Here is a 22,300-nt window from a genome sequence, read left to right on the forward strand (position 1 = left end):
TCGTTGTTACGCCGGTTTCTTGGCAAGATAGTTTTCCAGCCAATGGATGTCGTAATCGCCGTTGGCGATGTCCTGGTTGTCGACCAGATCCTGGAACAACGGCAGCGTCGTCTTGATACCGTCGACGACGAACTCGTCGAGCGCGCGGCGCAGACGCATCATGCATTCGACGCGTGTGCGGCCGAACACGATGAGCTTGCCGATGAGGCTGTCGTAGTATGGCGGGATCTTGTAGCCCTGATAGGCGCCGCTATCGACGCGCACGCCAAGGCCACCCGGCGCATGGAAGTGCGTGATCGTGCCGGGAGAGGGCACGAAGGTACGTGCGTCCTCGGCGTTGATGCGGCACTCGATCGCATGGCCGTGGAAGTTGATCTCTTCCTGCTTGACGGAGAGTCCGCCGCCGGAGGCGACGCGGATCTGCTCGTGAACCAGGTCGATGCCAGTGATCGCCTCGGTGATCGGATGCTCAACCTGCAGGCGGGTGTTCATTTCGATGAAATAGAACTCGCCGTTCTCGTACAGGAACTCGATCGTGCCGGCGCCGCGATACTTCAGCTTGCGCATGGCATCGGCGCAGACTTCGCCGATCTTCATGCGCTGCTCGACATTCAATGCAGGAGAATTGGCTTCTTCCCAGACCTTCTGGTGGCGGCGCTGTAGCGAGCAATCGCGTTCGCCGAGGTGGATCGCATTGCCTTCGCCGTCGCCGAATACCTGGATTTCAATGTGGCGCGGCTTGCCGAGGTACTTTTCCATGTAGACGGCGTCGTTGCCGAAAGCGGCTGCCGCTTCGGTGCGGGCCGTCGACCAGGCTTCGATCAGGTCGACCTCGGACTTGGCAACCTTCATGCCGCGGCCGCCGCCACCGGCGGTTGCCTTGATCAGCACCGGATAGCCGATTTCGGCGGCAGTCCGCAGCGCGTCTTCCTCGGTCTTCACCTCGCCATCGGAGCCCGGAACGACGGGGATGCCGAGTTCCTGGGCGGTCGTCTTGGCGGTGATCTTGTCGCCCATGAGGCGGATGTGTTCCGCCGTCGGGCCGATGAAGGTGATGCCGTGCGCTTCCAGGATTTCCGCAAACTTGGCGTTTTCGGAGAGGAAACCGTAGCCCGGATGCACCGCGTCGGCGCCGGTGATCTCGCAGGCGGCGACGATCTGATGGATGTTCAGATAGCTTTCGCGCGACGGCGGGGGGCCGATGCAGACGCTCTCGTCAGCCAGGCGCACATGCATGGCATCGGCGTCAGCAGTCGAGTGAACCACGACGCAGGGAATGCCGAGCTCCTTGCATGCGCGCAGCACGCGAAGCGCGATTTCTCCGCGATTGGCGATGAGGATTTTCGAGACCATGACGCTCGCCTTATTCGATGACGACGAGGGCTTGGCCGTATTCGACGGGGCTTCCGTCTTCGACCAGGATTTCTGTGATCTTGCCGGACTTCGGCGAAGGGATCTGGTTCATGGTCTTCATCGCTTCGATGATGATCAGCGTCTGGCCTTCCTTGACCGTGGCGCCGAGTTCGATGAAGGGACGCGCGCCCGGAGCCGGAGCCATGTAGGCCGTGCCGACCATCGGGGCGCTGACGGTGTTGGCAGGGTTGCGCGCGGGGGCCGCAGGCGCCGCTGCGGCTGGAGCTGCAGCGACCGGTGCCGCGGCAAATGCGGGCGCAGCGATCGGAGCCTGGACGTACTGGGTGTTGCCGGCGCGCGAAACGCGAATTCGCAGATCGTCCTGCTCGACTTCGATTTCCGTCAGATCCGTATCGTTGAGGATGTTCGCGAGGTCGCGGATCAGCGCCTGGTCGATACCGTTTTTCTTCTCAGCCATGAGTGTTTGCCCTGTGTTCTTCTTATGCCGTGAGATTCTTCAGCGCATGCAGCGCCAGAATATAGCTGTGAGGCCCGAAGCCGCAGATGACGCCTTTCACCGCTGGCGCAATCATCGACTTGTGGCGGAATTCTTCTCGTGCGTGGACGTTGGAGATATGAAGCTCTATCACCGGAATGGAAATAGCGCGAATTGCGTCGTGGAGCGCGACCGACGTATGCGTGTAGGCTCCGGCGTTGATCGCCACACCAACGGCCTTGTCGTTCGCTTCATGGAACCAGTCGACGAGCATGCCTTCGTGATTGCTCTGGCGAAAATCGATATCGAAGCCGAGTTCCTGCCCTGCTGCCTTGCAATCTGCCTCGATATCCTGAAGCGTCTTGCCGCCATAGATGCCCGGCTCTCTTTTGCCGAGCATATTCAGGTTGGGCCCGTTCAGGACGAATATCGTTTGCGTCATCGAGTGTTCCATCAAGTGCGAGACGGCAACCTATAGACTCCCAACGGACCTAATGAAAGCCCTTTGGAAGAGGCAGCCGGAATCGCGCCACATTTGTCCACATGGCTGAAACGCGTCGATTTTGGCGATTTGATGGGCGCCGTCTCAACAACTCGTCTTGCCGCAGGCGCGCATGTTCTTGACCTTGGCTTCGAGGTCATCGAAACCGACTGCGCCCTGAACCAGTTCGTTGCCAATCACGTAGGACGGCGTGCCTGTAATGCCGAGGCTCTGGGCAAGTTGATAGGTCTCCTTCACGGAGGCGTCGCTGGAGCTCTTGGCCATCTCGTCACGGATTTGCTTTTCGCTGACACCAAGTGAGGCGGCGACTTCAATTGCACTCGCTTCGTCGGCGCGGCCATCACTGCTGAGAAGAGCGACATGGAACGCGCTATACTTCTCCGGCGCCAGCTTGCGGAATGCATCGGAGACCTTGTGCGCGGCAACCGATTCCGGGCCGAGGATGGGAAATTCCTTGAGCACGAAGCGGACGTTCTTGTCCTTTTCGAGCATCGTCTGCATGTCGGAAAGTGCGTGGCGGCAATAGCCGCAATTGTAGTCGAAGAATTCGACGATCGTGATGTCACCCTTCGGATTGCCGATCGTCACGTCGTACTGCGAATCGAAGATCGTCGACTTGTTGTCAGCAATCACCGCGTTGGCTTTGACGAGGCGCGTCTGCTCCTGCTTCTTCTGCAGGGCATCCTGAACATCCAGCATGATCTCCGGGTTTTCGATCAGATACTGCTTGATGAACTCGCCGAACTCCTTCTTCTGCGCCTCATCGAGCGCTGCCGCCGGGTAGGCCGTTGCCACAGAGGCAGTCAGCGCCAGCGCGGTGAAGATTTTCGGAAGTATGGCCATTATATCCTCGTCTTTCGCAGTTCGTATGCATCGTTCTAGGCACCGGATAACACTGCCCGGTTAACGGCAGCACTCCGATGCCGCCAAATTAAGGTGCGTCCGGTCGTCTTCAAACAGGAAATTTCGCATCCGCAGTTCAATCGCGGGATTGTGATGATCCGATTATTGCGGCAATTGTCTGGCCGCAAGCAAAGTTAGAGAGAAGCGATCTTGTTTTCCATTTCCCAACGCAGCGACGTCGAGCCCTTTCATGCCATGGATGTTCTGGCCGAAGCGACGAAGCGGCGAGCGAGCGGTCACCCGGTCATTTCCATGGCTGTCGGGCAGCCCTCGCATCCGGCGCCACGCGCCGCTCTGGAGGCTGCGCAGGCCGCACTCGTCGAGGGCAAGATCGGCTATACGGACGCGCTCGGCACGACGAGGCTGAAGCATGCACTGGCCTGGCACTATCGCGACCGGCATGGGCTGGAAATCGATCCTGCGCGCATCGCGATAACCACCGGTTCTTCCGCCGGTTTCAACCTTGCCTTTCTCTCGCTGTTTGATGCCGGTGACGCGGTCGCCATCGCCCTGCCGGGCTATCCTGCCTATCGCAACATTCTCGGGGCGCTTGGGCTCAGGGTGATCGAGGTGCCGGTCACTGCCGACACGCATTTCACGTTGACGCCCGAGAGCCTTGAGGCTGCACAAGCGGCACACAACGTCAGGCTGAAGGGTGTTCTGCTGGCGAGCCCTGCCAACCCGACAGGCACTGTGACCGGCCGCCAGGGGCTGACGGCGCTGGCCGACTATTGTGCGGCCAATTCGATCGCGTTCATTTCAGACGAAATCTATCACGGGCTGACTTTTGCCGGCGAAGAGACCAGCGCACTGGAATTGACGGACGAGGCGATCGTCATCAACTCCTTCTCCAAATATTATTGCATGACCGGCTGGCGCATCGGCTGGATGGTGCTACCTGAGCGGCTGGTGCGACCCATCGAGCGTGTCGCGCAAAGCCTCTACATCTCGCCGCCCGAACTCTCGCAGATCGCAGCGACGGCAGCGCTCGGCGCGACTGCGGAACTCGATGTCTACAAGGCGAGCTACGCGGCCAACCGTGAGTTTCTGCTGAAGCGTCTGCCGGAAATCGGTCTTTCCATTGCATCGCCGATGGATGGCGCGTTCTACGCCTATGTCGACGTAACGCGCTTCACCAATGACAGCATGGCGTTCGCCAAGCGGATGCTGGCCGAGATCAACGTCGCCGCGACGCCGGGTCTGGATTTCGATCCGCTGGACGGCAACCGGTCGATGCGCATGTCCTACGCCGGCGCCGAGGCCGAGATCGTTGAAGCAGTCGAACGCATCGCAGCGTGGTTGAAATAAGTCTGTTTCATCAGAGCGGCTTGTGGAGACTTCCTAGAGCGTTTCCGCATTTTTCTGAATCGGGTCAGATTGAACTAAGCCGCTACCGCGGCAATTGCGGCGGGCTTTGAGAAGAGCCTCCTGGCTGAGAGGATGAGGGTGTTGCAAACCCACCCTTCAGACAGGAGGTCCAGATGGCCGAGATAAGCCCTCTTCGCCGCCGGATGATCGAGGACATGACGGTCCGCAATCTGTCTCCGGCCACCCAACGATCCTATATCAATGCCGTCCAGAAGTTCAGCCGCCATTTCGGCCACTCGCCGGATCGGCTTGATCTTGAAGATGTCCGCGCGTTCCAAGTCTACCTTGTCTCAGGTGGAATATCCTGGGCGGCATTGAACCAGATCGTCTGCGCGCTGCGGTTTTTTTATGGGGTCACGCTCGGTCAGAATGAGATCCCGGAGCGCATCCCCTATGCCCGCGCACCGCGGAAGCTACCCATCGTTCTGTCGACGGACGAGGTAGTCCAATTCCTGGAAGCTGTCTCCAGCCTGAAGGCGCGTGTGGCACTAACCTGCGCCTATGGAGCCGGTCTCAGGGTCTCGGAAGTCTGCGGACTAAGCATCGGTGATATCGACAGCTCGCGCATGGTGATTCATATCCGCCATGGCAAGGGCGGCAAAGCCCGCTACGTCATGCTGTCGCCGGAACTGCTCGGCATCCTACGCAGCTATTGGCGCTTGACGAGGCCCAAGACGCTGCTCTTTCCCGGACGCAATCCTGACAAGCCGATCGAGCCGACGGTGTTGCATGCCGCTTGTCGTTCGGCGGTTGCAGCAACGGGACTGGCCAAGCGGGTCACCATCCATACATTGCGGCACAGTTTTGCCACCCACTTGCTGGAGAACGGCACCGATATTCGTATTATCCAAGTACTGCTCGGTCATGCACACCTGTCGAGCACGGCACATTACACGCGGGTTTCCACCGACACGATCCGCTCCACGGCAAGCCCGCTTGACCGATTGCGACTGGAGGTGACGCCGCCGGTATCATAATCGGTTGCGCCCCGCTTTCGAAGTTGCCGACATCTTTCGGCGACACGGTGGCTGCTACAGGCGAGAGAACGCCGGTCATCTTAGTCGTGGCGAACGACGTGTCATGGGCGCGATCGAAGCTTGCCGCACACCCAGGCTCGGCGGCCATGTCGATGCCTGCGATGAGTGTGGCACGACTCGCATCTCCTATAATTCCTGCCGCAATCGTCACTGCCCGAAGTGCCAGGGCATAGCTCGCAGGGGATGGGTCGCGGCCCGCATCTGCGATCTCTTGCCGGTCCAGTACTTCCATGTGGTCTTCACACTACCGCCTGGCATCGCCGAGATAGCCTTCCACAACAAGGCGGTCGTCTACGCACTGCTGATGCGGATCGCAGCCCAGACGCTGCAGACGGTCGCCGCCGACCCTAAACGGCTGGGTGCCGAGATCGGTATCATCGCCGTGCTTCACACCTGGGGCCAGGCGATGACCCACCATCCCCACGTCCACTGCGTCATACCAGGCGGCGGTCTCTCACCGGATAAGTCAAAGTGGATCGCATGCCGGCCGGGCTTTTTCTTGCCCGTCCGAGTTCTATCGCGTGTCTTCCGGCGGCTCTTTCTGACGGCCCTTGCTGACGCCTTCGCTCAGCGTAAACTTCGCTTCTCCAACGCGCTTGCACGCCTTGCCGACCCCACCGCTTTCACCAGCCATCTCGCGCACGCCCGTCGCAGTGAATGGGTCGTCTACGCCAAGCCGCCGTTTGGCGGACCGGACCAAGTGCTCGCCTATCTCGGCAGATACACCCATCGTGTGGCCATCGCCAACAGTCGTATCGTCGGTGCCGATGACGAGCATGTCGACTTCCGGTGGAAGGACTATCGACGCCAAGGACATGATCGCGAGAAGATCATGCGCCTTGACCCGCTCGAGTTTATCCGGCGCTTCCTTCTCCACGTACTACCCGACGGCTTTCACCGTATGCGTCACTTCGGCTTTCTCGCCAATAGCCATCGCCGGCAACGCATCGCCCTCTGTCGGGACCTGCTGGGCCAGCGGTCGACGTCGGCCGAGCAACCGCATTGCCTCAACCCAAATCAAGGCTACCCCTTCACATGCCCCGAATGTGACCGGCCGATGCGTCGGATGAAGGCCAACATCCGACCCGCTCAAGCACGGTCATCTTCATTCCGATGTGACACATCATGACATCAGGCGATCGGCAGACGACCCATATCACCCGCCGACTTGGACGCCGTTCCGGCGGACAATCGTCGCTGCCTGGAACCAGGCCAGATGTTCGATCCGTAGGCGCAAATGCATCCATATCGGCACAACCGGCACAGCGACCCGCGACATTGCGCTTCGACAATCATGTAAAACCTCGCCGTCTGCCACTTGATTGCGCGCCCTCAGGGCCACCGCATCACCGCGCCGGAACCGGACGCAGAACGCAATCCCCATAGTGCCAAACAACCCGCGCCTTCGTTCAATCCGGCTTATGTGAGGTCGGCCGAGTATGACGCCACTGTCCTATCCGACCTCACATAACCCTCCAGATTCCCGAATCGACATTGTTCTGATTCACTGATGCTGGCTGGATGGAGGCCAGCATCATATGACCGCACCATTATCGAATGATCTTCGTGAGCGTGTTGTTGCGGCCGTTTTGAACGGCGAAGGTGTCCGTGCCGTGGCTGCACGTTTCGAGGTTGCCGCTTCTTCGGTGGTGAAGTGGTCGCAGCGCCATCGCGCGACCGGATCGGTTCGTCCGGGCAAGATGGGCGGGCATCGCAAACGCATTCTGGAGCCACATCGCGGCTTCATTGCCGAGCGGCTTGAGCAGAACCCACATCTGACGCTGCATGGTCTGAAGGCCGAACTGGCAACGCGAGGCATTACCGTCTCCCATAATACGATTTGGGAGTTCATCCGCAGCGAGGGACTGCGCTTCAAAAAAAACGCTGTTCGCCCTTGAACAGGCTCGTGCCGATATCGCCCGCAGAAGAGAGCGGTGGAAGACCTTGCAACATCATCTCGATCCTGAACGGCTCGTCTTCATTGATGAGACCTGGATCAAGACCAACATGACACCCATCAGGGGCTGGGGACCAAAGGGCAAGCGTCTGCGGGCGTTTGCGCCGCACGGCCACTGGCGCACGCTGACATTCCTCGGTGCGTTGAGGAACGACCGGCTGGCAGCACCTTGCGTCTTCGACGGGCCGATCAACGGCCAGTGCTTTCGCGCCTATGTCGAGCAGCAGTTGGTCCCTGTTCTCAAGCCAGGCGACATCGTCATCATGGACAATCTCGGCAGCCACAAGTCGGCTGCCATCCGCCAGGCTATTAAAGCCGCCGGCGCACGGCTTTGGTTCCTGCCACCCTACTCGCCCGACCTCAATCCGATCGAGCAGGCCTTTTCGAAGATCAAACACTGGATGCGGCACGCGCAGCGCCGAACAATTGACGAAACCTGGCGGCACATCGGCAGGCTAGTCGAAACAATCCAGCCCGACGAATGCGCCAACTATCTCGAAAACGCGGGCTATGCTTCTGTCAAAACATGAAATGCTCTAATTCAATTCATGAGCGTTCTCCCGAGAACGCAGCAAGCCGCTCGACCGCTCGCGCAGTCACTTCGCCGGTCGGCAATTCTCCCGGTCAAGCTGCGACACCAACGCCAGGATCGTTTCGGAAACCGGTGTCGGCGTTGCCGTCAGGCGGCCCAATGAAACGACCATTCCCACCAGCGGCGCAATCTCCAGCGACTTCCCTGCCAGAAGGTCTTGCAGCATAGAGGTGCGAACCGGCCCGATCTGCCGGGCCTGTTCCAGTCGCTGCTCGACGGACATCCCGACATTCGCGCCGAGTGCCTCTCCAACGGCCTTTACCTCCTTCATGACCTTCCCGATCTGGTCGGTGATTGCGGCATCCGCCATCAGATCGGACATCAATGATCGCGTCAGCGCGCTGATCGGGTTGAAGGAGGCGTTGCCCATCAGCTTGCTCCAGATATCGTCGCGGATGCGGCTCGAGAGCTTAACGCCGATATCGGCGCGCTGCAGCAGTGACTCGATGTCGCGCAGATCTGCGCTGATCTCGCCGGAGGCCTCCCCGAGAATGAAGTGGCCTTTGTTGCTGAGCCGGACCTCGCCGGGCTTGCTGACTTCGGCGCCCTGGTGGGCGACGCAGCCGATGACGCGCTGCGGGCCGACAAGGCGCCAAAGCTTGCCGCCCTCATCGAGCTCGTCGAATTGCAGCTCCGCATGCCCGCTGTCCTGATCGCGGTGGAAATACCACCACGGAATGCCGTTGAGGATCATCATGACGCGCGTGCTGTCTTTCAGCAGGTGACCTATTCCCTGCGCGGCAGCGCTGAGCTGATGGCCCTTCAGCCCGGTGATCACGAGATCCTGCGGTGGTAGTTCCCTCGGATCGTCGGTGGCTCTCAGTTTGACGATGAGGGGTGCGTCTGCGCCCGCCTCAAGGAGACGCAATCCGTCGCCTCGGATGGCAGCGAGATGAGCGCCGCGCGCAACGACCGAAACCGTTACCTCTGCGCCGAGCGATAAGGCAAACTTCGAGGCGATGGCGCCGCCGAGTGCACCGGCGCCGAAGATGCAGATATTCTTGAGGGGCATGCGATGATCTTTCCGCGATTGGTGGGTCGCGCTGAACTTAGGTCATCCATTCCTCGAGGCGAATGATATTTTGAAGCCGCCCGACGCTTTTAGTGGCCGGTGCCGGGAAGAAGCTCGTTGCGGCGAAGCTCGTCGATGGCTGCCACCGCATCTTCCGCAGACCAGCCCGCGCGAATGGCAGCGCCGATCATCCGGACCTCGGCCTCCTCTTCGATCTTGAGAAAGAGCGGTTCCAAGGCCTCCTGGGCGGTAAGAATATGCTCGTTTGGAGGGGTAACTGACTGGCGGGTGACTGGCGTAGGCATCTGCACGGTGCTCCTCTCTCTGGCAGGGGATGATTCAAAATAAAGCGCGAGGGCAAAAAAGGTTCCGGATAAAGTTTCAAGAAAGCTTCATCTTGTTCTTTCGCCCCGGCTCTGCCTTGTTGCGCGACTAAGCTGATGCTCGATTCGGTTCCCAAAAGAGGCGGAGCCATGACAAAAACGCACGAAGGAGATTGCGATGACGAACGCCAAGAACGGGATTTCCGAAATGCGACCCAGAATTACAGTAATTGGCGTCGGCGGCGGCGGCGGCAATGCGATCAATAACATGATAGCGGAAAATCTCGAAGGCGTCGATTTCATCGCGGCCAATACGGATGCGCAGGTGCTGGCGACCTCCAAGGCATCCCGCCGGATACAGCTCGGCGCGCATGTAACCGAAGGGCTGGGGGCCGGTTCGCTGCCGGAAGTCGGTCGCGCCGCCGCCGAAGAATCGATCGATGAGATCATGGACCATCTGGCTGGCTCGCATATGTGCTTCGTCACCGCAGGTATGGGGGGCGGCACCGGAACGGGGGCAGCACCTGTTATTGCCCAGGCCGCCCGCAACGCCGGCATCCTGACGGTCGGAGTGGTTACTAAGCCCTTCACCTTCGAAGGCAATCGCCGCATGAAGACAGCCGATGTCGGTATCGAGGCGCTCCGCGAAGCGGCTGATACGGTAATCGTCATCCCGAACCAGAACCTTTTCCGCATCGCCGATGCAAAGACCACGTTCGCGGATGCCTTCATGACCGCCGACCGTGTTCTATATGCCGGTGTGGGCTGCATCACCGACCTGATCGTCAAGGAAGGCCTCATCAACCTCGATTTCGCAGACGTGAAATCCGTCATGCGGGGCATGGGACGGGCGATGATGGGCACCGGCGAGGCTTCGGGTGAGGGGCGTGCGATGAAGGCCGCGGAGGCTGCGATCGCCAACCCGCTGCTCGACGACATTTCGATGAAGGGCGCCAGGGGCGTTTTGATCTCGATCTCCGGCGGCACCGACATGACGCTCTTCGAAGTGGACGAAGCGGCAAGCCGCATCCGCGACGAGGTTCAAGATGAGGCCGACATCGTCGTTGGCGCGATCTTCGACCGCAACCTCGATGGCAAGTTCCGCGTCGCGGTTGTGGCGACGGGCCTCGACGGGGCGACGGCTGGAACGCAGGCCCGTCAGGGCGTAGCGCCTGGCCAAGACATGCACACGCGTACGCTGCAGTAAGCTTCTTGTCGTCTGCGCGTCCGATCGGGCGCGCAGACTTTTCCTGATCGATGTCGTTTAGGCGTAGTCGTGCGCTGGAAATATCAGGCGGCGGCCCTAAATCCGCTCTCGCTCCTTTCGCCCATTCAGGCGTTCCCGACAGCATCAGGAAAATCACATGTCTCAGGACAAGTCTCCCGTCTGGCTCATCACCGGCTGCTCCACTGGCTTCGGCCGTGAGCTTGCGAAACTCACCATTGCCCGCGGCTGGCCGACGGTCGTGACCGCGCGCGATAAGGCCCGCGTTGCCGATCTGGCATCCGCCCATGACGCGAACGCGCTGGCGCTGGATCTCGATGTGACCGATCGCGCTCAGGTCAAGGCGGCGGTCGCGGCTGCCGAGCAGCGCTTCGGCCGCGTGGACGTTCTCGTCAACAATGCCGGCTATGGCTACCAGTCAACGGTCGAGGAGGCGGAAGAGCAGGAAATCCGCGATCAGTTCGAGGCGAACGTCTTCGGCCTGTTTTCGATGACCCGTGCCGTCCTGCCTGGTATGCGGCAGCGCCGGCATGGCCACATCATCAACATCACCTCGGTTGCCGGCTTTATCGGCTTTCCCGGCTCAGGTTTCTATGCGGCGAGCAAGCATGCGGTCGAAGGTTTTTCCGATTCACTCTACGCCGAGGGCAGGCCGCTCGGCATCAAGGTGACCTGCGTCGCCCCCGGTCCGTTCCGCACCGATTGGGCCGGCCGCTCGCTTCGGCAAACGAAGAGCAGAATTGCGGACTATGCCGAAACCGCAGCTTCCCGCATGCGCCAGACATCGGATTACAGCGGCAAGCAGGCCGGAGATCCCGTGCGCGCCGGCGAGGCGATGATCCGGATCACGCAAGTGGAGAATCCGCCGCGGCATCTCGTGCTTGGCGAAATCGGCTACAGCAATGTCACCAACAAGCTGCGCGAACGGTTGGCGCAGATCGAGGAATGGCGCGAAACGAGTCTCGGAGCGGATTTTGCGAAGGAGTAGGGTCGTCGCAGCACGGTGTCACCTTTCGCGATGATCTCGGCGTCTGCGATGGGCGCGCGTGGGGCGTTAGGCAAGCGGTTTGGTGGAGGAATATTGAATGGCGAGGATTGCCTATATTGTCGCCGGCCTGCTCATCCTTATCGGGCTGGTTTGGATGGGGCAGGGCAGTGGCTATTTTCCGTATCCGGCGGAAAGCTTCATGATCGACCAGACACAATGGATCTATTGGGGCGCACTTGCTGCGGTGGTCGGAATTGCCGTGATTGTGGTGACGGGAAACGCGCGGCATCGGTCGAGATAAACATGTCCGATGGCTGGGCATCGCACACACTGTCGATGACGTGCCACAGACAGCTAGGCATGTTTTGCGCGCCGGCCACATGGGGTCGCCTACCGGTGACATCGATTTAAGTGATCGCACGTGGCCCAGCATTGGATTGCGCGGTCGCCCTTAAAATAAGCTCGCCGGCGAAGGAAGCCTGTGTAAGCGTCCGTCGCCGGCGAAGATTGGAATATGTAAACGGCGTGAATTACGCTCGGCGCGAACGAGCATCCATCATATCGGGCCGCGTGCCATCAGGAGCGCGAAGTCCGTAGTGCTTGCTTGCGAACACCCATTCCACATTGCCGGGCTCAAACGGGCGACGCGGATTTCTCAGCGCCATCCGGCGCTCGGAGAGGCTGCGCGGCAGGCTGTCGATCATATCATTGACGAAGGTTTCAACGCTGTCTTTCCAGCGGGGCGAGATCGAAACATCGACGCCGCCATAACGATGGAAGTCGGGATGTTTGCGGGAATAGCATGCGCCGAGCATCCACGCATGCTGCTGCTTGAGAAAACGTTCTTTAATGGTCATTCCTAGTCTTTTTCCTTGGCGTCATCGACGACATCGGCCTCGGGGCGGTCGCCTCCGTTCGACCGTTCCGTTGTCCAGCTGCCGTCTGCACGCTGATATGTAATGTCCGCTCCCTGGCCACCGAGCTGTTGTCGCTCCGCGGCTCGTTTTGCCGCTGCCAGTGCTTCTTCGTGAGTTGGGAAAGTTTCCGACCAGACATCGTCCAGGCGGTAGGCCCAGGCGCCATCATGTTCGGCGACGTGGTAGGTAATCGACATCGATCTTTCCTTCAAGAACTTTTCGCAGGAATTTGCATGGAGGCTCCACCCAGATTGAAAAGCTGGAACGCGCTCGCCCCATGCTTGTTCCCCCCGTGCCTGGCCTGTGTGAGGCTGGATTCAGCGCGACGTGTGATCTTGCGCGAGCGCGGAACGCTTCATAGGCTTGGGGCGTTGATAGATTCGTTCAACGTCTTTCAATAGGAACCCCATGCGCGCTCAGTCGAAGCCGTTCATCGTCGAAATCAAATCCTCCCGCCGCACGGAGCGTCGCCAGTCAGCGTCAATCTGGGGGAACCTCGATCTCGCAACCGTTGCCGAAGAGATTGCGGAAGAACTGCCGCAGCCGGTCGCCGTGCCTGAAGAAGCCGCCGGCGCGCAGTAACCTGCCCGAACCCTACGCCGACACAAACCGGTAGGAAGCATCCTTGCGTTCTGCATAGCCAACGCCCGGGTAGCTCCAGTGATAGCCGAGCATCTTGAGCTTGTCGGTCGCCGCGCGATCGAGCAGCATTTGGCGGGTCTTCAACGCGATCTCAGGTTCCGTGTCGAAGCCGAAATGCCAGGCGGGATTTTCGAAGAAGATCACGTCGTTGGTGCAGGCGTCGCCCGTGATCAGCAGGCCGCCGTCTCCAGCCAGTTCGATCGAGCCATGGCCAGGTGTATGTCCGCGGGTTTGCTGGATCCGCATCCCGGGAATGATCTCGTCATCCGGTCGCAGGAGCGTTAGCCTGTCCTTGACGGCAAACAGGTCCCGCTGCGCACCGCGCGCAAAGTCATGAAGCGCGGATGGCATATGCGTCGCGCAGTCCCTGTCGGTCCAGAAAGCCCATTCTGCTTCGCTGACGAAATACTGCGCGTTCGGATAAAGAACCTTGCCGTCAATCGTCGTCGTTGCGCCGGAGTGATCCGGATGCGCATGGGTGAAAACAACCTTGGTGATCGCCTCCGGCGCGATGCCGAGCGATTGCAGGTTCGCCGCCAGTTTGCCGGCGCTTGCCTGGAAATGGCTGCCGGATCCGGTATCGATGAGGATCAGGTCTTCGCCATGGCGGATCAGAGGGATGTTGGCCTGAACGGGAGCGGTCGCCGCGTTGCCGCCCAGCCGTGGCATGATCGCCTGGCGCTCCTCGAGCGTGATCTCCGCCGGAAGCGTCAGGAACCCGTCGCTGACGACGGTAATGTCGAACGTGCCGTGCTGGAAGCGGTGGAAATCGGCTGCAATCGCGTTGCGTGAAGCCAGCATCACCACCGCTGCTGTGGCAGTCAGCTTCAGCAGGTCGCGTCGGGACAACCCGCTCGGAATGGTATCTCGTGTGGTCACGAGCGTCTCGTTTGATGAGCAAATGCCGGCATGCGGCAGGCGGGCACCCCAGGGACCCGCCTGCGAATGTTCGAACGGTCTTCATCCGTCATACGATTGCCGGGCCGTAGAGGGCCCGGCGGATGATCCGCCACCTCAGTCCAGGAAGAACTCCAGCAGATCGGCGTTGATGACATCAGGATGCGTGGTGCACATGCCGTGCGGGAAGCCGGCATAGGTCTTCAGCGTGCCGTGCTTCAGGAGTTTTACCGAAAGCGGTGCGGAATCGGCATAGGGAACGATTTGATCGTCGTCGCCGTGCATGACCAGCGTCGGCACTGTGATCCGCTGCAGATCCTCGGTGAAATCCGTTTCGGAAAACGCTTTGATGCAATCGTAATGAGCCTTGGCAGCGCCCATCATCCCCTGCCGCCACCAGTTCTCGATGACGCCCTGACTGACCTTGGCGCCCGGGCGGTTGAAGCCGTAGAAGGGGCCTGTCGGCACATCGAGGAAGAACTGAGCACGGTTGGCGACAAGCGCCGCGCGGAAGCCGTCGAAAACCTCGAGTGGCAGGCCGCCGGGGTTCTTGTCCGATTTGACCATGATCGGCGGCACGGCGCCGATCAGCACTGCCTTGGCGACACGGCCGGGCTTGGCGCGCGCGACGTAGTGGGCAACCTCGCCGCCGCCGGTCGAATGGCCGACATGGATCGCATTCTTGAGATTGAGAGCATCGGTAAGCGTCGCAACGTCGGCCGCATAGGTGTCCATCTCATTGCCCTGCCACGTCTGGCTGGAGCGGCCGTGGCCGCGTCGGTCGTGGGCAATCACGCGATAGCCCTTGTCCAGAAAGAACATCATCTGCGCATCCCAGTCGTCGGCGCTGAGCGGCCAGCCGTGATGGAAAACAACGGGCTGGGCATCGAGCGGGCCCCAATCCTTGTAGAAGATTTCGGTTCCGTCCGTGGTCTTGATGAATGGCATGATCAGCTTCCCTCTGTCTGGATGTGATGGCTTTCATGGCGGTAAAGGCACGCGAGCATCCTTCCGGCGCCCATGTCATGGGGCATCCGGGCAGAGCTGACCCGCCCATCTACACTCTACGTCATCACCATGACGCGGCTTTGGTGGCGTTGCGAGCCAAACGCTAATCTGATGCAAATATCGCAGAATGGAAGATGCCGTTTTGAAGAATGGCGGCGGCAGGAGAGAGGGAGGAGAGATGTGCTCTTTCCGATCGGCTGCAGGAGACTGCAGGTCGTCACGTTACATCACGGGATTGGCGGCGCCCAGGAACATCGACGCCAGCGTCGCGACGCCGCTTCGCCCTTGCTCGGCGTTGCCTGGATAGACCACTCAGTCCCTCAACTAACGTTCCAGCCGCCAGCCTATCACGTCGTTCGCATCGAAATGTATTCTTTGAGAACATTCATTGTGTACGCAAAGTACACAATTTATTGACATCGTTTTAGATGCATGCGATGTTCCGGGCCTGACGCAGTAACGGCACGGAGAGTGACCCATGGCGAAGACCGTGAAGAGCAACCTGTACGAAGATTTGAAACGTCAAATTCTAACGATGGAGCTCGACCCCGACGCCGATCTCGACGAAGCCAGCCTGAGTGAGCGCTACGGCCTCTCCCGAACACCAGTCCGCGACATCTTTCGTCGCTTGGCGGGCGAGGGTTATGTCGACATTCGCGAAAACCGCGGCGCGCGCGTCATCCCGATGAACCATTCGACGCTGCGTAATTTCTTCCTGGTGGCGCCGATGATCTATGCGGCAATCGGTCGTTTGGCGGTCCAGAATTTCAAACCAGCACAACTCGTGGACTTGAAGCAGACGCAGGAGCGTTTCCGCGCGGCCAGCGAGAAGGGGGGCGCGCTGGACATGGTCCTCGAGAACAACCGCTTCCACGAGATCTTCGGCGAGATGTCCGCAAACGTCTATCTGCAACCAAGTCTCGGCCGGCTCCTCATCGACCACGCCCGGATCGGTCACACGTTCTTCCGGCCGAGAAACGAGGACATGAAGCGGCGCCTGCAGTTGGCCGTCGAGCATCATGACTGCTTCATCGAAGCGCTGGCGGCGCACGATGAGGACGCGGTCGTCGATCTCGTCTTTGAACATTGGGAATTGTCCCGCGAGAACATGGAGATGTTCATCGCTCCGCAGGGACTAAAAGCGGACGTCCTCATCGGCGGTCCGGCTGCAAAAACACTGGAGAAATCACCGTGAAATTCGAGGGGATCTATACCCCGGCCGTTACTCCGCTCGATGAGAGTGGACAGATCGACCGGAAGGCTTTCGCGGCTGTGCTGGAGTCGCTGATCGAGGCGGGGGTCCACGGCATCATCGTCGGCGGATCGACCGGCGAGTACTATTCTCAGACCAGCCAGGAGCGTTTTGACCTCGCGTCCTACGCCAAGCAGGTAATCGGGAGCCGCTTGCCACTCGTCGTCGGAACGGGCGCAACACGGACCGAGGATTCGGTGGAATACGCGAAGGCCGCCAAGGAGATCGGCGCGGACGCGATCCTGGTTTCGACGCCTCCCTATGCGCTTCCGACCGAGCGGGAAAATGCCGTTCACGCGCTCACAGTCGACCGTGCGGCCAATCTGCCGATCATGCTCTACAACTATCCGGCCCGCATGGGCGTGATGATGGGTAAGGACTATTTTTCACGAGTCGGCAAGTCAAAGAACGTCGTCGCCATTAAGGAAAGTTCCGGCGACATGGGCAACTTGCATCTTCTTGCCAGGACGTTCCCACACATCTCGCTCTCCTGTGGATGGGACGACCAGGCGCTCGAGTTCTTCGCATGGGGCGCGAGAAGCTGGGTGTGCGCCGGATCGAATTTCCTGCCGCGGGAGCACGTCGCTCTCTACGAGGCCTGTGTTCGCGAGAAGAACTTCGACAAGGGCCGCGCGATCATGACCGCGATGTTGCCGCTGATGGATTTCCTCGAATGCGGCAAGTTTGTCCAGTCGATCAAGCACGGCTGCGAAATCATCGGGCTCAAAACCGGATCGGTGCGTGCGCCGCTGCGGTCTCTCAACTCCGAAGAAAAGCGAACACTCCAGACTGTCGTCTCCACATTGAAGCGAACGGTCGGTCAGATCACCTCGGGAGCCAATCGTCATGCATGAACCGTTGACCGCCGCCGAATACAAGGCGATCGCCGCCGAACTGCAGTTTCCGACAAACGCGTTCATCGATGGTGCATTCCGTCCGGCGAATTCCGGCAAGATTTTCAAGTCCAAGAACCCCGCGACGGGAGAGACGCTTGCCAAAATTGCCGCCTGCGACAGCACGGATGTCGACTATGCCGTGCTCAAGGCGAGGGAGGCGTTCGATGACGGTCGCTGGCGGCTGAGGTCCCCCTCCGAGCGCAAGGAGGTTCTCCTGAAGCTCGCCAGACTAATCGAGTGCAATCGCCATGAGCTTGCCGTCATGGAAAGCCTCGATAGTGGCAAGCCGATCCGCGAGTGCCAGACGGTTGACGTCCCCGATACCATCCATACGCTGCGCTGGCATGCCGAGTTGATCGACAAGCTCTATGACAACACGGCGCCGGTCGGACCGAATGCGCTGACGATGATCGTGCGCGAGCCCGTTGGCGTCGTCGGCTGCGTTCTGCCGTGGAACTTCCCGCTGCTCATGCTCGCTTGGAAGATAGGCCCGGCACTTGCCGCGGGATGCTCCGTCGTCGTGAAGCCCGCCGACGACACGACGCTGACGACGCTTCGCGTCGCCGAACTGGCTCATGAGGCAGGCGTCCCTGCCGGCGTCTTCAACGTCGTAACTGGCAGCGGCAAGGAGGTCGGCGAGCCGCTTGGCATGCACATGGACGTCGACATGGTCGCCTTTACGGGCTCGACTCCAACGGGGCGTTGCTTCCTGCGCTATGCGGCGGACTCGAATCTGAAGCGCGTGGTGCTCGAGTGCGGTGGCAAGAACCCGGCGGTGGTTCTCGACGACGCGGAAGACCTCGACCTTGTCGCCGAGCAGGTCGTCAATGGTGCGTTCTGGAACATGGGCGAGAACTGCTCGGCCACGTCGAGGCTCATCGTGCATGCCAAAGTCAAGGACGAGCTGCTAAAGCGGATCGGGGCCTACATGCGCGAATGGAAGACGGGCGACCCGCTCGATCCGGAAAACCGCATCGGCGCACTCGTCAATAAGGCGCATTTCGAGAAGGTTACGTCCTTCCTCGATGACGCCAAGAAAGAGAAGCTTTCGGTCGCTCATGGCGGCGACACGCGCGACGGCATCTTCGTCGAGCCAACGGTTGTCGATGGCGTCACGCCATCGAGCAGGCTGTTCCAGGAGGAGATTTTCGGGCCGGTTCTGTCGGTCACGACCTTCAAGTCCCTAGCCGAGGCGGTAGGCCTTGCCAACGACACGAACTATGGCCTGACGGCGTCCGTCTACACCGGAAGTCTCCGCAACGCGATCAAGCTCTCGCGCGAGATCCGGGCGGGCGTCGTGACGGTCAACTGCTTCGGAGAAGGGGACGCGACTACGCCGTTCGGCGGCTACAAGGAGTCCGGTTTCGGCGGACGCGACAAGTCGATCTTCGCGCACGACAACTATTGCGAACTCAAGACGATTTGGATCGACGTGTCAGATCGTTCAGTAGACGAGACGATCCGATGACACGGCACGTCATCAAGCGCCTGCCAGTCGATACCGGCGTCTCGGGCTGGGAAGCGATCAGCGAACGCGGATTTCCCGTCACGGCGCTTGATGGGGATATCACCGCGGACTGGCTGATCATCGGTGGTGGTTTCGCCGGATTGTCCGCGGCTCGCCGTCTCTCGCAGCATCGCCCGCAGGACAAGATCGTGATCCTGGATGCGCGGGAGTTGGCGAAGGGGCCGGCGGGTCGAAACTCGGGGTTCATGATCGACGTTCCGCATAATCTATCGTCGGGCGAATACTCCGTCGCTGACGAGGGATCTGCGAAGACCGAGATCAGGCATAATCGCCTGGCAATCTCTTTCGCGGCAGGCGTCGCAGCCGAGTTTGGACTTTCCGGAGAGACGTTCGATCCTTCTGGAAAGGTGAACGCAGCGGCCTCCGACAGGGGGTTGGCGCTCAACGACAACTATAGGCGCTCGCTGGAAAAAATCGGAGAAGCGCATCGCGTCCTCGACGCCGGCGAGATGCGGCGCATGACGGGCTCGACATACTATCGCGGCGGGCTGTTCACGCCCGGCGCCGTCATGATCCAGCCTGCCGACTATATCCGCGGCCTAGCCCGTGGACTCCGGGGGAAGGTTTCGATCTACGAGCATTCGCCGGTCCTCGAGCTCTCGCGGGAAGGCCGGAACTGGAAGGCCCGGTCGAACCGCGGCTCGGTATCAGCGCCGAAGGTCATTCTGGGGGTGAACGGCCACATTGAAAGCTTCGGCCATTTCCGCGGCAGGTTGATGCACATCTTCACGTACGCGTCGATGACGGCCGCCTATTCGCACAACGAGTTCGGCGGCGACGTGACGGGCGCAGACCGATGGGCGCTGCTGCCTGCGGATCCGATGGGCGCGACTGTCCGCAAGATCACGTCGAACGGCCGCTCCCGCATCGTCATCAGGACGCGGTTCACCTACAACCCAAGTCTAAAGGTATCCGAGCGGCGTGTCTCTGGCATTGCTGCCGAGCAGCGTCGGTCCTTCGACGCGCGGTTCCCGGGGATGGAAAGCCTGCCACTGGAATATAGCTGGGCAGGCGCGCTCTGCCTTAGCCGCAACCACGTTCCCGCCTTCGGCGAAGTCGAGGAGGGGCTGTTTTCCGCGTGCTGCGAGAACGGTCTTGGGACCGTCAAGAGCACGCTTGCGGGCATGATGGCTGCAGATCTCGCGGCCGGTGTCGGGAGCCCGGAGCTCGATCAGTACAGGAACCAGCCAGAGCCGAGCAGGCTGCCCCCAGAGCCATTTGCATGGTTGGGGGTCAACTCGGTCATTCGATTTCAGGAATTGCGTGCTGGCCGTGAGGGATGAGCCCTCGCCGCGCAATGGTGAAGACTGAGCCTACCGCAAGTCTTCAACGACAATGGGAACGAGAACTAGGAGTAAGAACAATGAAGACTTTGTGGAAAGCGCTCTGTGCCGCTGCGATGGTCGGCATCAGCATGCTTCCGGCCCGCGCGGAGGAGAAGACCATCAACATGGGCACGCTGTCCTGGGAAGACCTGACGCCCATCACCGGCATCACGAAGAAGGTGCTTGAGGATGCTGGTTATACCGTCAAGGTGACGGAATTCTCCGAGTGGGGTATTGCCTACGCGGCTCTGGCCAAGGGGGACATCCAGGTTCTGGCTTCGCAGACCGATTACGTCGCGCAGGACTACTGGGACAAGAACAAGAACCGTCTCGAGAAGATCTCTCCGGTTTCTCACGGCCTCTACCAGGGCATCGCCGTTCCGAAGTACGTTCCGATCGACTCCCTCGAGCAGCTCAACGAAAATAGCGACAAGTTCGGCGGCAAGATTATCGGCATCGAGCCAGGCTCCGGTCTGATGCGTGACTCCTCCAACGCCGTCAAGGACTACGATATAAAGCTGCAGCTCGTCGAAGGTAGCACTGCGGCGATGACGGCCGCCCTCAAATCGGCATACGATCGCAAGGAGTGGATCGCCGTCACGATCTGGGAACCGTCGTGGATGGTCCAGAAGTACGCGGTAAAGTATCTCAAGGATCCGAAGGGCATCTTCCCGCCACCGCAAGGCTACTACTGGGTCGGCCAGAAAGGCTTCTCCGAAGAGAACCCGCATGCTCGTGAGGTCATGGCAAGCGTCTACGTTCCGATCGCCGACATCACCGCCATCAATGGCGAGGTGAAGGATGGCAAGACTATGGACCAGGCCGTCCAGGGCTGGGTCGGCGCCCATGCCGACCTGATCAAGCGCTGGGAAAACATCAAGAAGAACTGATCGCTTCGGCCGTCCGATGCTGTCGGGCGGCCACCTTCAAGCCCAACAAGAGAAGCCAGCACCAATTGGCTCGAGGGGATCGCTATGAAAACCGCAAATGCCGATACCAATGAAGTCCTGATTGACTGCCAATCGCTCTGGAAGGTCTTCGGAGACAAGTCCGCCGCCGCGATGAAATCCATCAACGCGCGGGGACTTGGGAAGAAACAAGTGCTGAAGGAGTACAACTGCGTCGTCGGCGTGACGAACGCCAGCCTGCAGGTCCGGCGCGGCGAGATATTCTGCATCATGGGCCTGTCGGGTAGCGGAAAGTCGACGCTTATCCGCCTTCTCAACAAGCTGATTACACCGAGTTCCGGAAAGGTGCTCGTAAAGGGCAGGGACATTGCGGCGCTGTCGCCGGTCGAGCTCAGGCAAATGCGCGCCATGAACATCGGCATGGTGTTTCAAAGCGTTGCCTTGCTTCCGCATCGCACCGTGCTCGAGAACGCTGCCTTCGGACTGGAGGTTCAGGGCATCTCCAAGCTTGAGCGAAACAAAACCGCCAAGGCAGCTCTGGAAACGGTAGGCTTGGCGGACTGGGTCGACCGGTACCCGAACGAATTGTCGGGCGGCATGCAGCAACGCGTCGGTCTCGCTCGTGCCCTTGCGTCCGATCCGGAAATCATCCTGATGGACGAGCCGTTCAGTGCGCTCGATCCGCTCATACGCCGCCAGCTTCAGGACGAGTTCCGGCAGCTCACGAAGTCGCTGGGCAAGTCCGCCGTCTTCATCACGCACGATCTCGACGAGGCGATCCGGATCGGCGATCGCATCGCCATCATGAAGGATGGCGCCATCATCCAGACGGGCACGGCCGAGGAGATCATTCTCAATCCGGCGGACGACTATGTCGCCGAGTTCGTGGCGGGCATATCGCGGCTCCATCTGATCAAGGCCCATTCCGTAATGCATAGCGTCACCGAGTTTCAACGCAGTGAGCCCAACTCCGATATCTCTTCGCTGGTGCGCACCACGCCCGACGCTGACATTGACGAACTGATCACCCTCACCATGCAGTCGGACCGCGACGCGATCGCCGTCGTCGACAACGACCAGGTCGTCGGCGTGGTCACGCCCCGCGGCCTCCTCATGGGCGTCAAGGGAACTTCCAACAACGATCGTGCGGCCGCCTGACCGCTGAACGGGA

The 22,300-nt window shown here is 60.3% G+C and carries 24 protein-coding genes; 14 read left to right on the forward strand and 10 right to left on the reverse strand.

The features are described 5' to 3' along the window. Window positions 1-6: 6 nt before the first annotated feature. The 4 genes from accC to WGT02_RS10000 all read right to left on the reverse strand — a co-directional run bounded on the left by accC (window position 7) and on the right by WGT02_RS10000 (window position 3,194). Window positions 7-1,353, reverse strand: coding sequence for an acetyl-CoA carboxylase biotin carboxylase subunit (accC, locus tag WGT02_RS09985; RefSeq protein WP_024317835.1), 1,347 nt, complete (start codon window positions 1,351-1,353; stop codon window positions 7-9). Between the two features lie 10 nt (window positions 1,354-1,363). After that, window positions 1,364-1,831 carry an acetyl-CoA carboxylase biotin carboxyl carrier protein gene (accB, locus tag WGT02_RS09990; RefSeq protein WP_024317836.1) on the reverse strand — a complete coding sequence of 156 codons (468 nt, stop codon included), beginning with the start codon at window positions 1,829-1,831 and terminating at the stop codon, window positions 1,364-1,366. A 22-nt stretch (window positions 1,832-1,853) separates the two neighbouring features. Next, on the reverse strand, window positions 1,854-2,291 hold the full coding sequence (gene aroQ, locus WGT02_RS09995) for a type II 3-dehydroquinate dehydratase (protein ID WP_024317837.1): 438 nt from the start codon (window positions 2,289-2,291) through the stop codon (window positions 1,854-1,856). Window positions 2,292-2,435: 144 nt separating this feature from the next. Beyond that, window positions 2,436-3,194 carry a DsbA family protein gene (locus WGT02_RS10000; RefSeq protein ID WP_024317838.1) on the reverse strand — a complete coding sequence of 253 codons (759 nt, stop codon included), beginning with the start codon at window positions 3,192-3,194 and terminating at the stop codon, window positions 2,436-2,438. Between the two features lie 210 nt (window positions 3,195-3,404). Here WGT02_RS10000 and WGT02_RS10005 point away from each other — a divergent pair, with 210 nt between their 5' ends. The 4 genes from WGT02_RS10005 to WGT02_RS10020 all read left to right on the forward strand — a co-directional run bounded on the left by WGT02_RS10005 (window position 3,405) and on the right by WGT02_RS10020 (window position 8,146). Beyond that, window positions 3,405-4,562 carry a pyridoxal phosphate-dependent aminotransferase gene (locus tag WGT02_RS10005; protein WP_024317839.1) on the forward strand — a complete coding sequence of 386 codons (1,158 nt, stop codon included), beginning with the start codon at window positions 3,405-3,407 and terminating at the stop codon, window positions 4,560-4,562. Window positions 4,563-4,735: 173 nt separating this feature from the next. After that, window positions 4,736-5,599 (forward strand): site-specific integrase, encoded by an 864-nt coding sequence (locus tag WGT02_RS10010; RefSeq protein ID WP_037069958.1) that lies wholly within the window; start codon window positions 4,736-4,738, stop codon window positions 5,597-5,599. A 4-nt stretch (window positions 5,600-5,603) separates the two neighbouring features. Next, the gene (locus WGT02_RS10015) at window positions 5,604-6,788 is read left to right on the forward strand and encodes an IS91 family transposase (protein ID WP_082321374.1); all 1,185 of its coding nucleotides are present in this window, start codon (window positions 5,604-5,606) and stop codon (window positions 6,786-6,788) included. Between the two features lie 409 nt (window positions 6,789-7,197). Then, window positions 7,198-8,146, forward strand: a protein-coding gene (locus WGT02_RS10020; RefSeq protein WP_208248119.1) for an IS630 family transposase whose coding sequence is annotated in 2 segments (ribosomal slippage) — window positions 7,198-7,533 and window positions 7,535-8,146 — 948 coding nt in all. Because the reading frame shifts where the segments join, the coding sequence is not laid out codon by codon here. A gap of 66 nt (window positions 8,147-8,212) precedes the next feature. On the opposite strand, the gene WGT02_RS10025 is transcribed toward WGT02_RS10020, so the two are convergent. Together WGT02_RS10025 and WGT02_RS10030 are read right to left on the reverse strand one after the other, a co-directional pair. Then, on the reverse strand, window positions 8,213-9,220 hold the full coding sequence (locus WGT02_RS10025) for a ketopantoate reductase family protein (RefSeq protein WP_024317840.1): 1,008 nt from the start codon (window positions 9,218-9,220) through the stop codon (window positions 8,213-8,215). A gap of 89 nt (window positions 9,221-9,309) precedes the next feature. Continuing rightward, window positions 9,310-9,525: a hypothetical protein gene (locus WGT02_RS10030; protein ID WP_024317841.1), complete on the reverse strand. Its 216-nt coding sequence runs from the start codon at window positions 9,523-9,525 to the stop codon at window positions 9,310-9,312. Between the two features lie 196 nt (window positions 9,526-9,721). Here WGT02_RS10030 and ftsZ point away from each other — a divergent pair, with 196 nt between their 5' ends. The 3 genes from ftsZ (at window position 9,722) to WGT02_RS10045 (ending at window position 12,057) form a co-directional block, all read left to right on the forward strand. Next, window positions 9,722-10,750 (forward strand): cell division protein FtsZ, encoded by a 1,029-nt coding sequence (ftsZ, locus tag WGT02_RS10035; protein ID WP_024317842.1) that lies wholly within the window; start codon window positions 9,722-9,724, stop codon window positions 10,748-10,750. A gap of 157 nt (window positions 10,751-10,907) precedes the next feature. After that, a complete protein-coding gene (locus WGT02_RS10040; protein WP_024317843.1) occupies window positions 10,908-11,756 on the forward strand; it encodes an oxidoreductase in 849 nt (282 codons plus the stop codon). Window positions 11,757-11,853: 97 nt separating this feature from the next. After that, complete coding sequence (locus WGT02_RS10045) at window positions 11,854-12,057, forward strand: hypothetical protein (RefSeq protein WP_024317844.1); 204 nt, start codon at window positions 11,854-11,856, stop codon at window positions 12,055-12,057. A 229-nt stretch (window positions 12,058-12,286) separates the two neighbouring features. On the opposite strand, the gene WGT02_RS10050 is transcribed toward WGT02_RS10045, so the two are convergent. Both WGT02_RS10050 and WGT02_RS10055 read right to left on the reverse strand, forming a co-directional pair. Then, complete coding sequence (locus tag WGT02_RS10050) at window positions 12,287-12,613, reverse strand: hypothetical protein (protein ID WP_024317845.1); 327 nt, start codon at window positions 12,611-12,613, stop codon at window positions 12,287-12,289. A gap of 2 nt (window positions 12,614-12,615) precedes the next feature. Then, the gene (locus tag WGT02_RS10055) at window positions 12,616-12,870 is read right to left on the reverse strand and encodes a DUF2188 domain-containing protein (protein WP_024317846.1); all 255 of its coding nucleotides are present in this window, start codon (window positions 12,868-12,870) and stop codon (window positions 12,616-12,618) included. Window positions 12,871-13,081: 211 nt separating this feature from the next. On the opposite strand from WGT02_RS10055, the gene WGT02_RS10060 reads away from it, so the two are divergent. After that, window positions 13,082-13,255, forward strand: a complete 174-nt coding sequence (locus WGT02_RS10060; protein WP_167546204.1) for a hypothetical protein — start codon at window positions 13,082-13,084, stop codon at window positions 13,253-13,255. Between the two features lie 12 nt (window positions 13,256-13,267). Here WGT02_RS10060 and WGT02_RS10065 read toward each other — a convergent pair whose 3' ends face one another. Then, window positions 13,268-14,194: an MBL fold metallo-hydrolase gene (locus tag WGT02_RS10065; protein ID WP_208248117.1), complete on the reverse strand. Its 927-nt coding sequence runs from the start codon at window positions 14,192-14,194 to the stop codon at window positions 13,268-13,270. Window positions 14,195-14,329: 135 nt separating this feature from the next. After that, window positions 14,330-15,160: an alpha/beta fold hydrolase gene (locus tag WGT02_RS10070; RefSeq protein WP_024317848.1), complete on the reverse strand. Its 831-nt coding sequence runs from the start codon at window positions 15,158-15,160 to the stop codon at window positions 14,330-14,332. A gap of 538 nt (window positions 15,161-15,698) precedes the next feature. On the opposite strand from WGT02_RS10070, the gene WGT02_RS10075 reads away from it, so the two are divergent. From WGT02_RS10075 to WGT02_RS10100, 6 genes are all read left to right on the forward strand, one after another. Then, entirely contained in the window at window positions 15,699-16,415 is a 717-nt protein-coding gene (locus tag WGT02_RS10075; protein ID WP_208248115.1) for a GntR family transcriptional regulator, read from the forward strand. Further along, complete coding sequence (locus tag WGT02_RS10080; protein ID WP_024317850.1) at window positions 16,412-17,326, forward strand: dihydrodipicolinate synthase family protein; 915 nt, start codon at window positions 16,412-16,414, stop codon at window positions 17,324-17,326. Before WGT02_RS10075 ends, WGT02_RS10080 begins: the two co-directional genes overlap by 4 nt. Further along, window positions 17,319-18,836, forward strand: a complete 1,518-nt coding sequence (locus tag WGT02_RS10085; protein ID WP_024317851.1) for an aldehyde dehydrogenase — start codon at window positions 17,319-17,321, stop codon at window positions 18,834-18,836. Before WGT02_RS10080 ends, WGT02_RS10085 begins: the two co-directional genes overlap by 8 nt. Further along, complete coding sequence (locus WGT02_RS10090) at window positions 18,833-20,179, forward strand: FAD-binding oxidoreductase (protein ID WP_024317852.1); 1,347 nt, start codon at window positions 18,833-18,835, stop codon at window positions 20,177-20,179. Before WGT02_RS10085 ends, WGT02_RS10090 begins: the two co-directional genes overlap by 4 nt. An 80-nt stretch (window positions 20,180-20,259) precedes the next feature. Then, window positions 20,260-21,111 carry a glycine betaine ABC transporter substrate-binding protein gene (locus WGT02_RS10095; protein WP_024317853.1) on the forward strand — a complete coding sequence of 284 codons (852 nt, stop codon included), beginning with the start codon at window positions 20,260-20,262 and terminating at the stop codon, window positions 21,109-21,111. An 84-nt stretch (window positions 21,112-21,195) separates the two neighbouring features. Continuing rightward, the gene (locus WGT02_RS10100; RefSeq protein ID WP_208248114.1) at window positions 21,196-22,287 is read left to right on the forward strand and encodes a glycine betaine/L-proline ABC transporter ATP-binding protein; all 1,092 of its coding nucleotides are present in this window, start codon (window positions 21,196-21,198) and stop codon (window positions 22,285-22,287) included. The last annotated feature ends 13 nt before the right edge of the window (window positions 22,288-22,300 follow it).

The organism is Rhizobium sp. T1470, assembly GCF_042140505.1.
GTDB lineage: Bacteria > Pseudomonadota > Alphaproteobacteria > Rhizobiales > Rhizobiaceae > Rhizobium > Rhizobium favelukesii.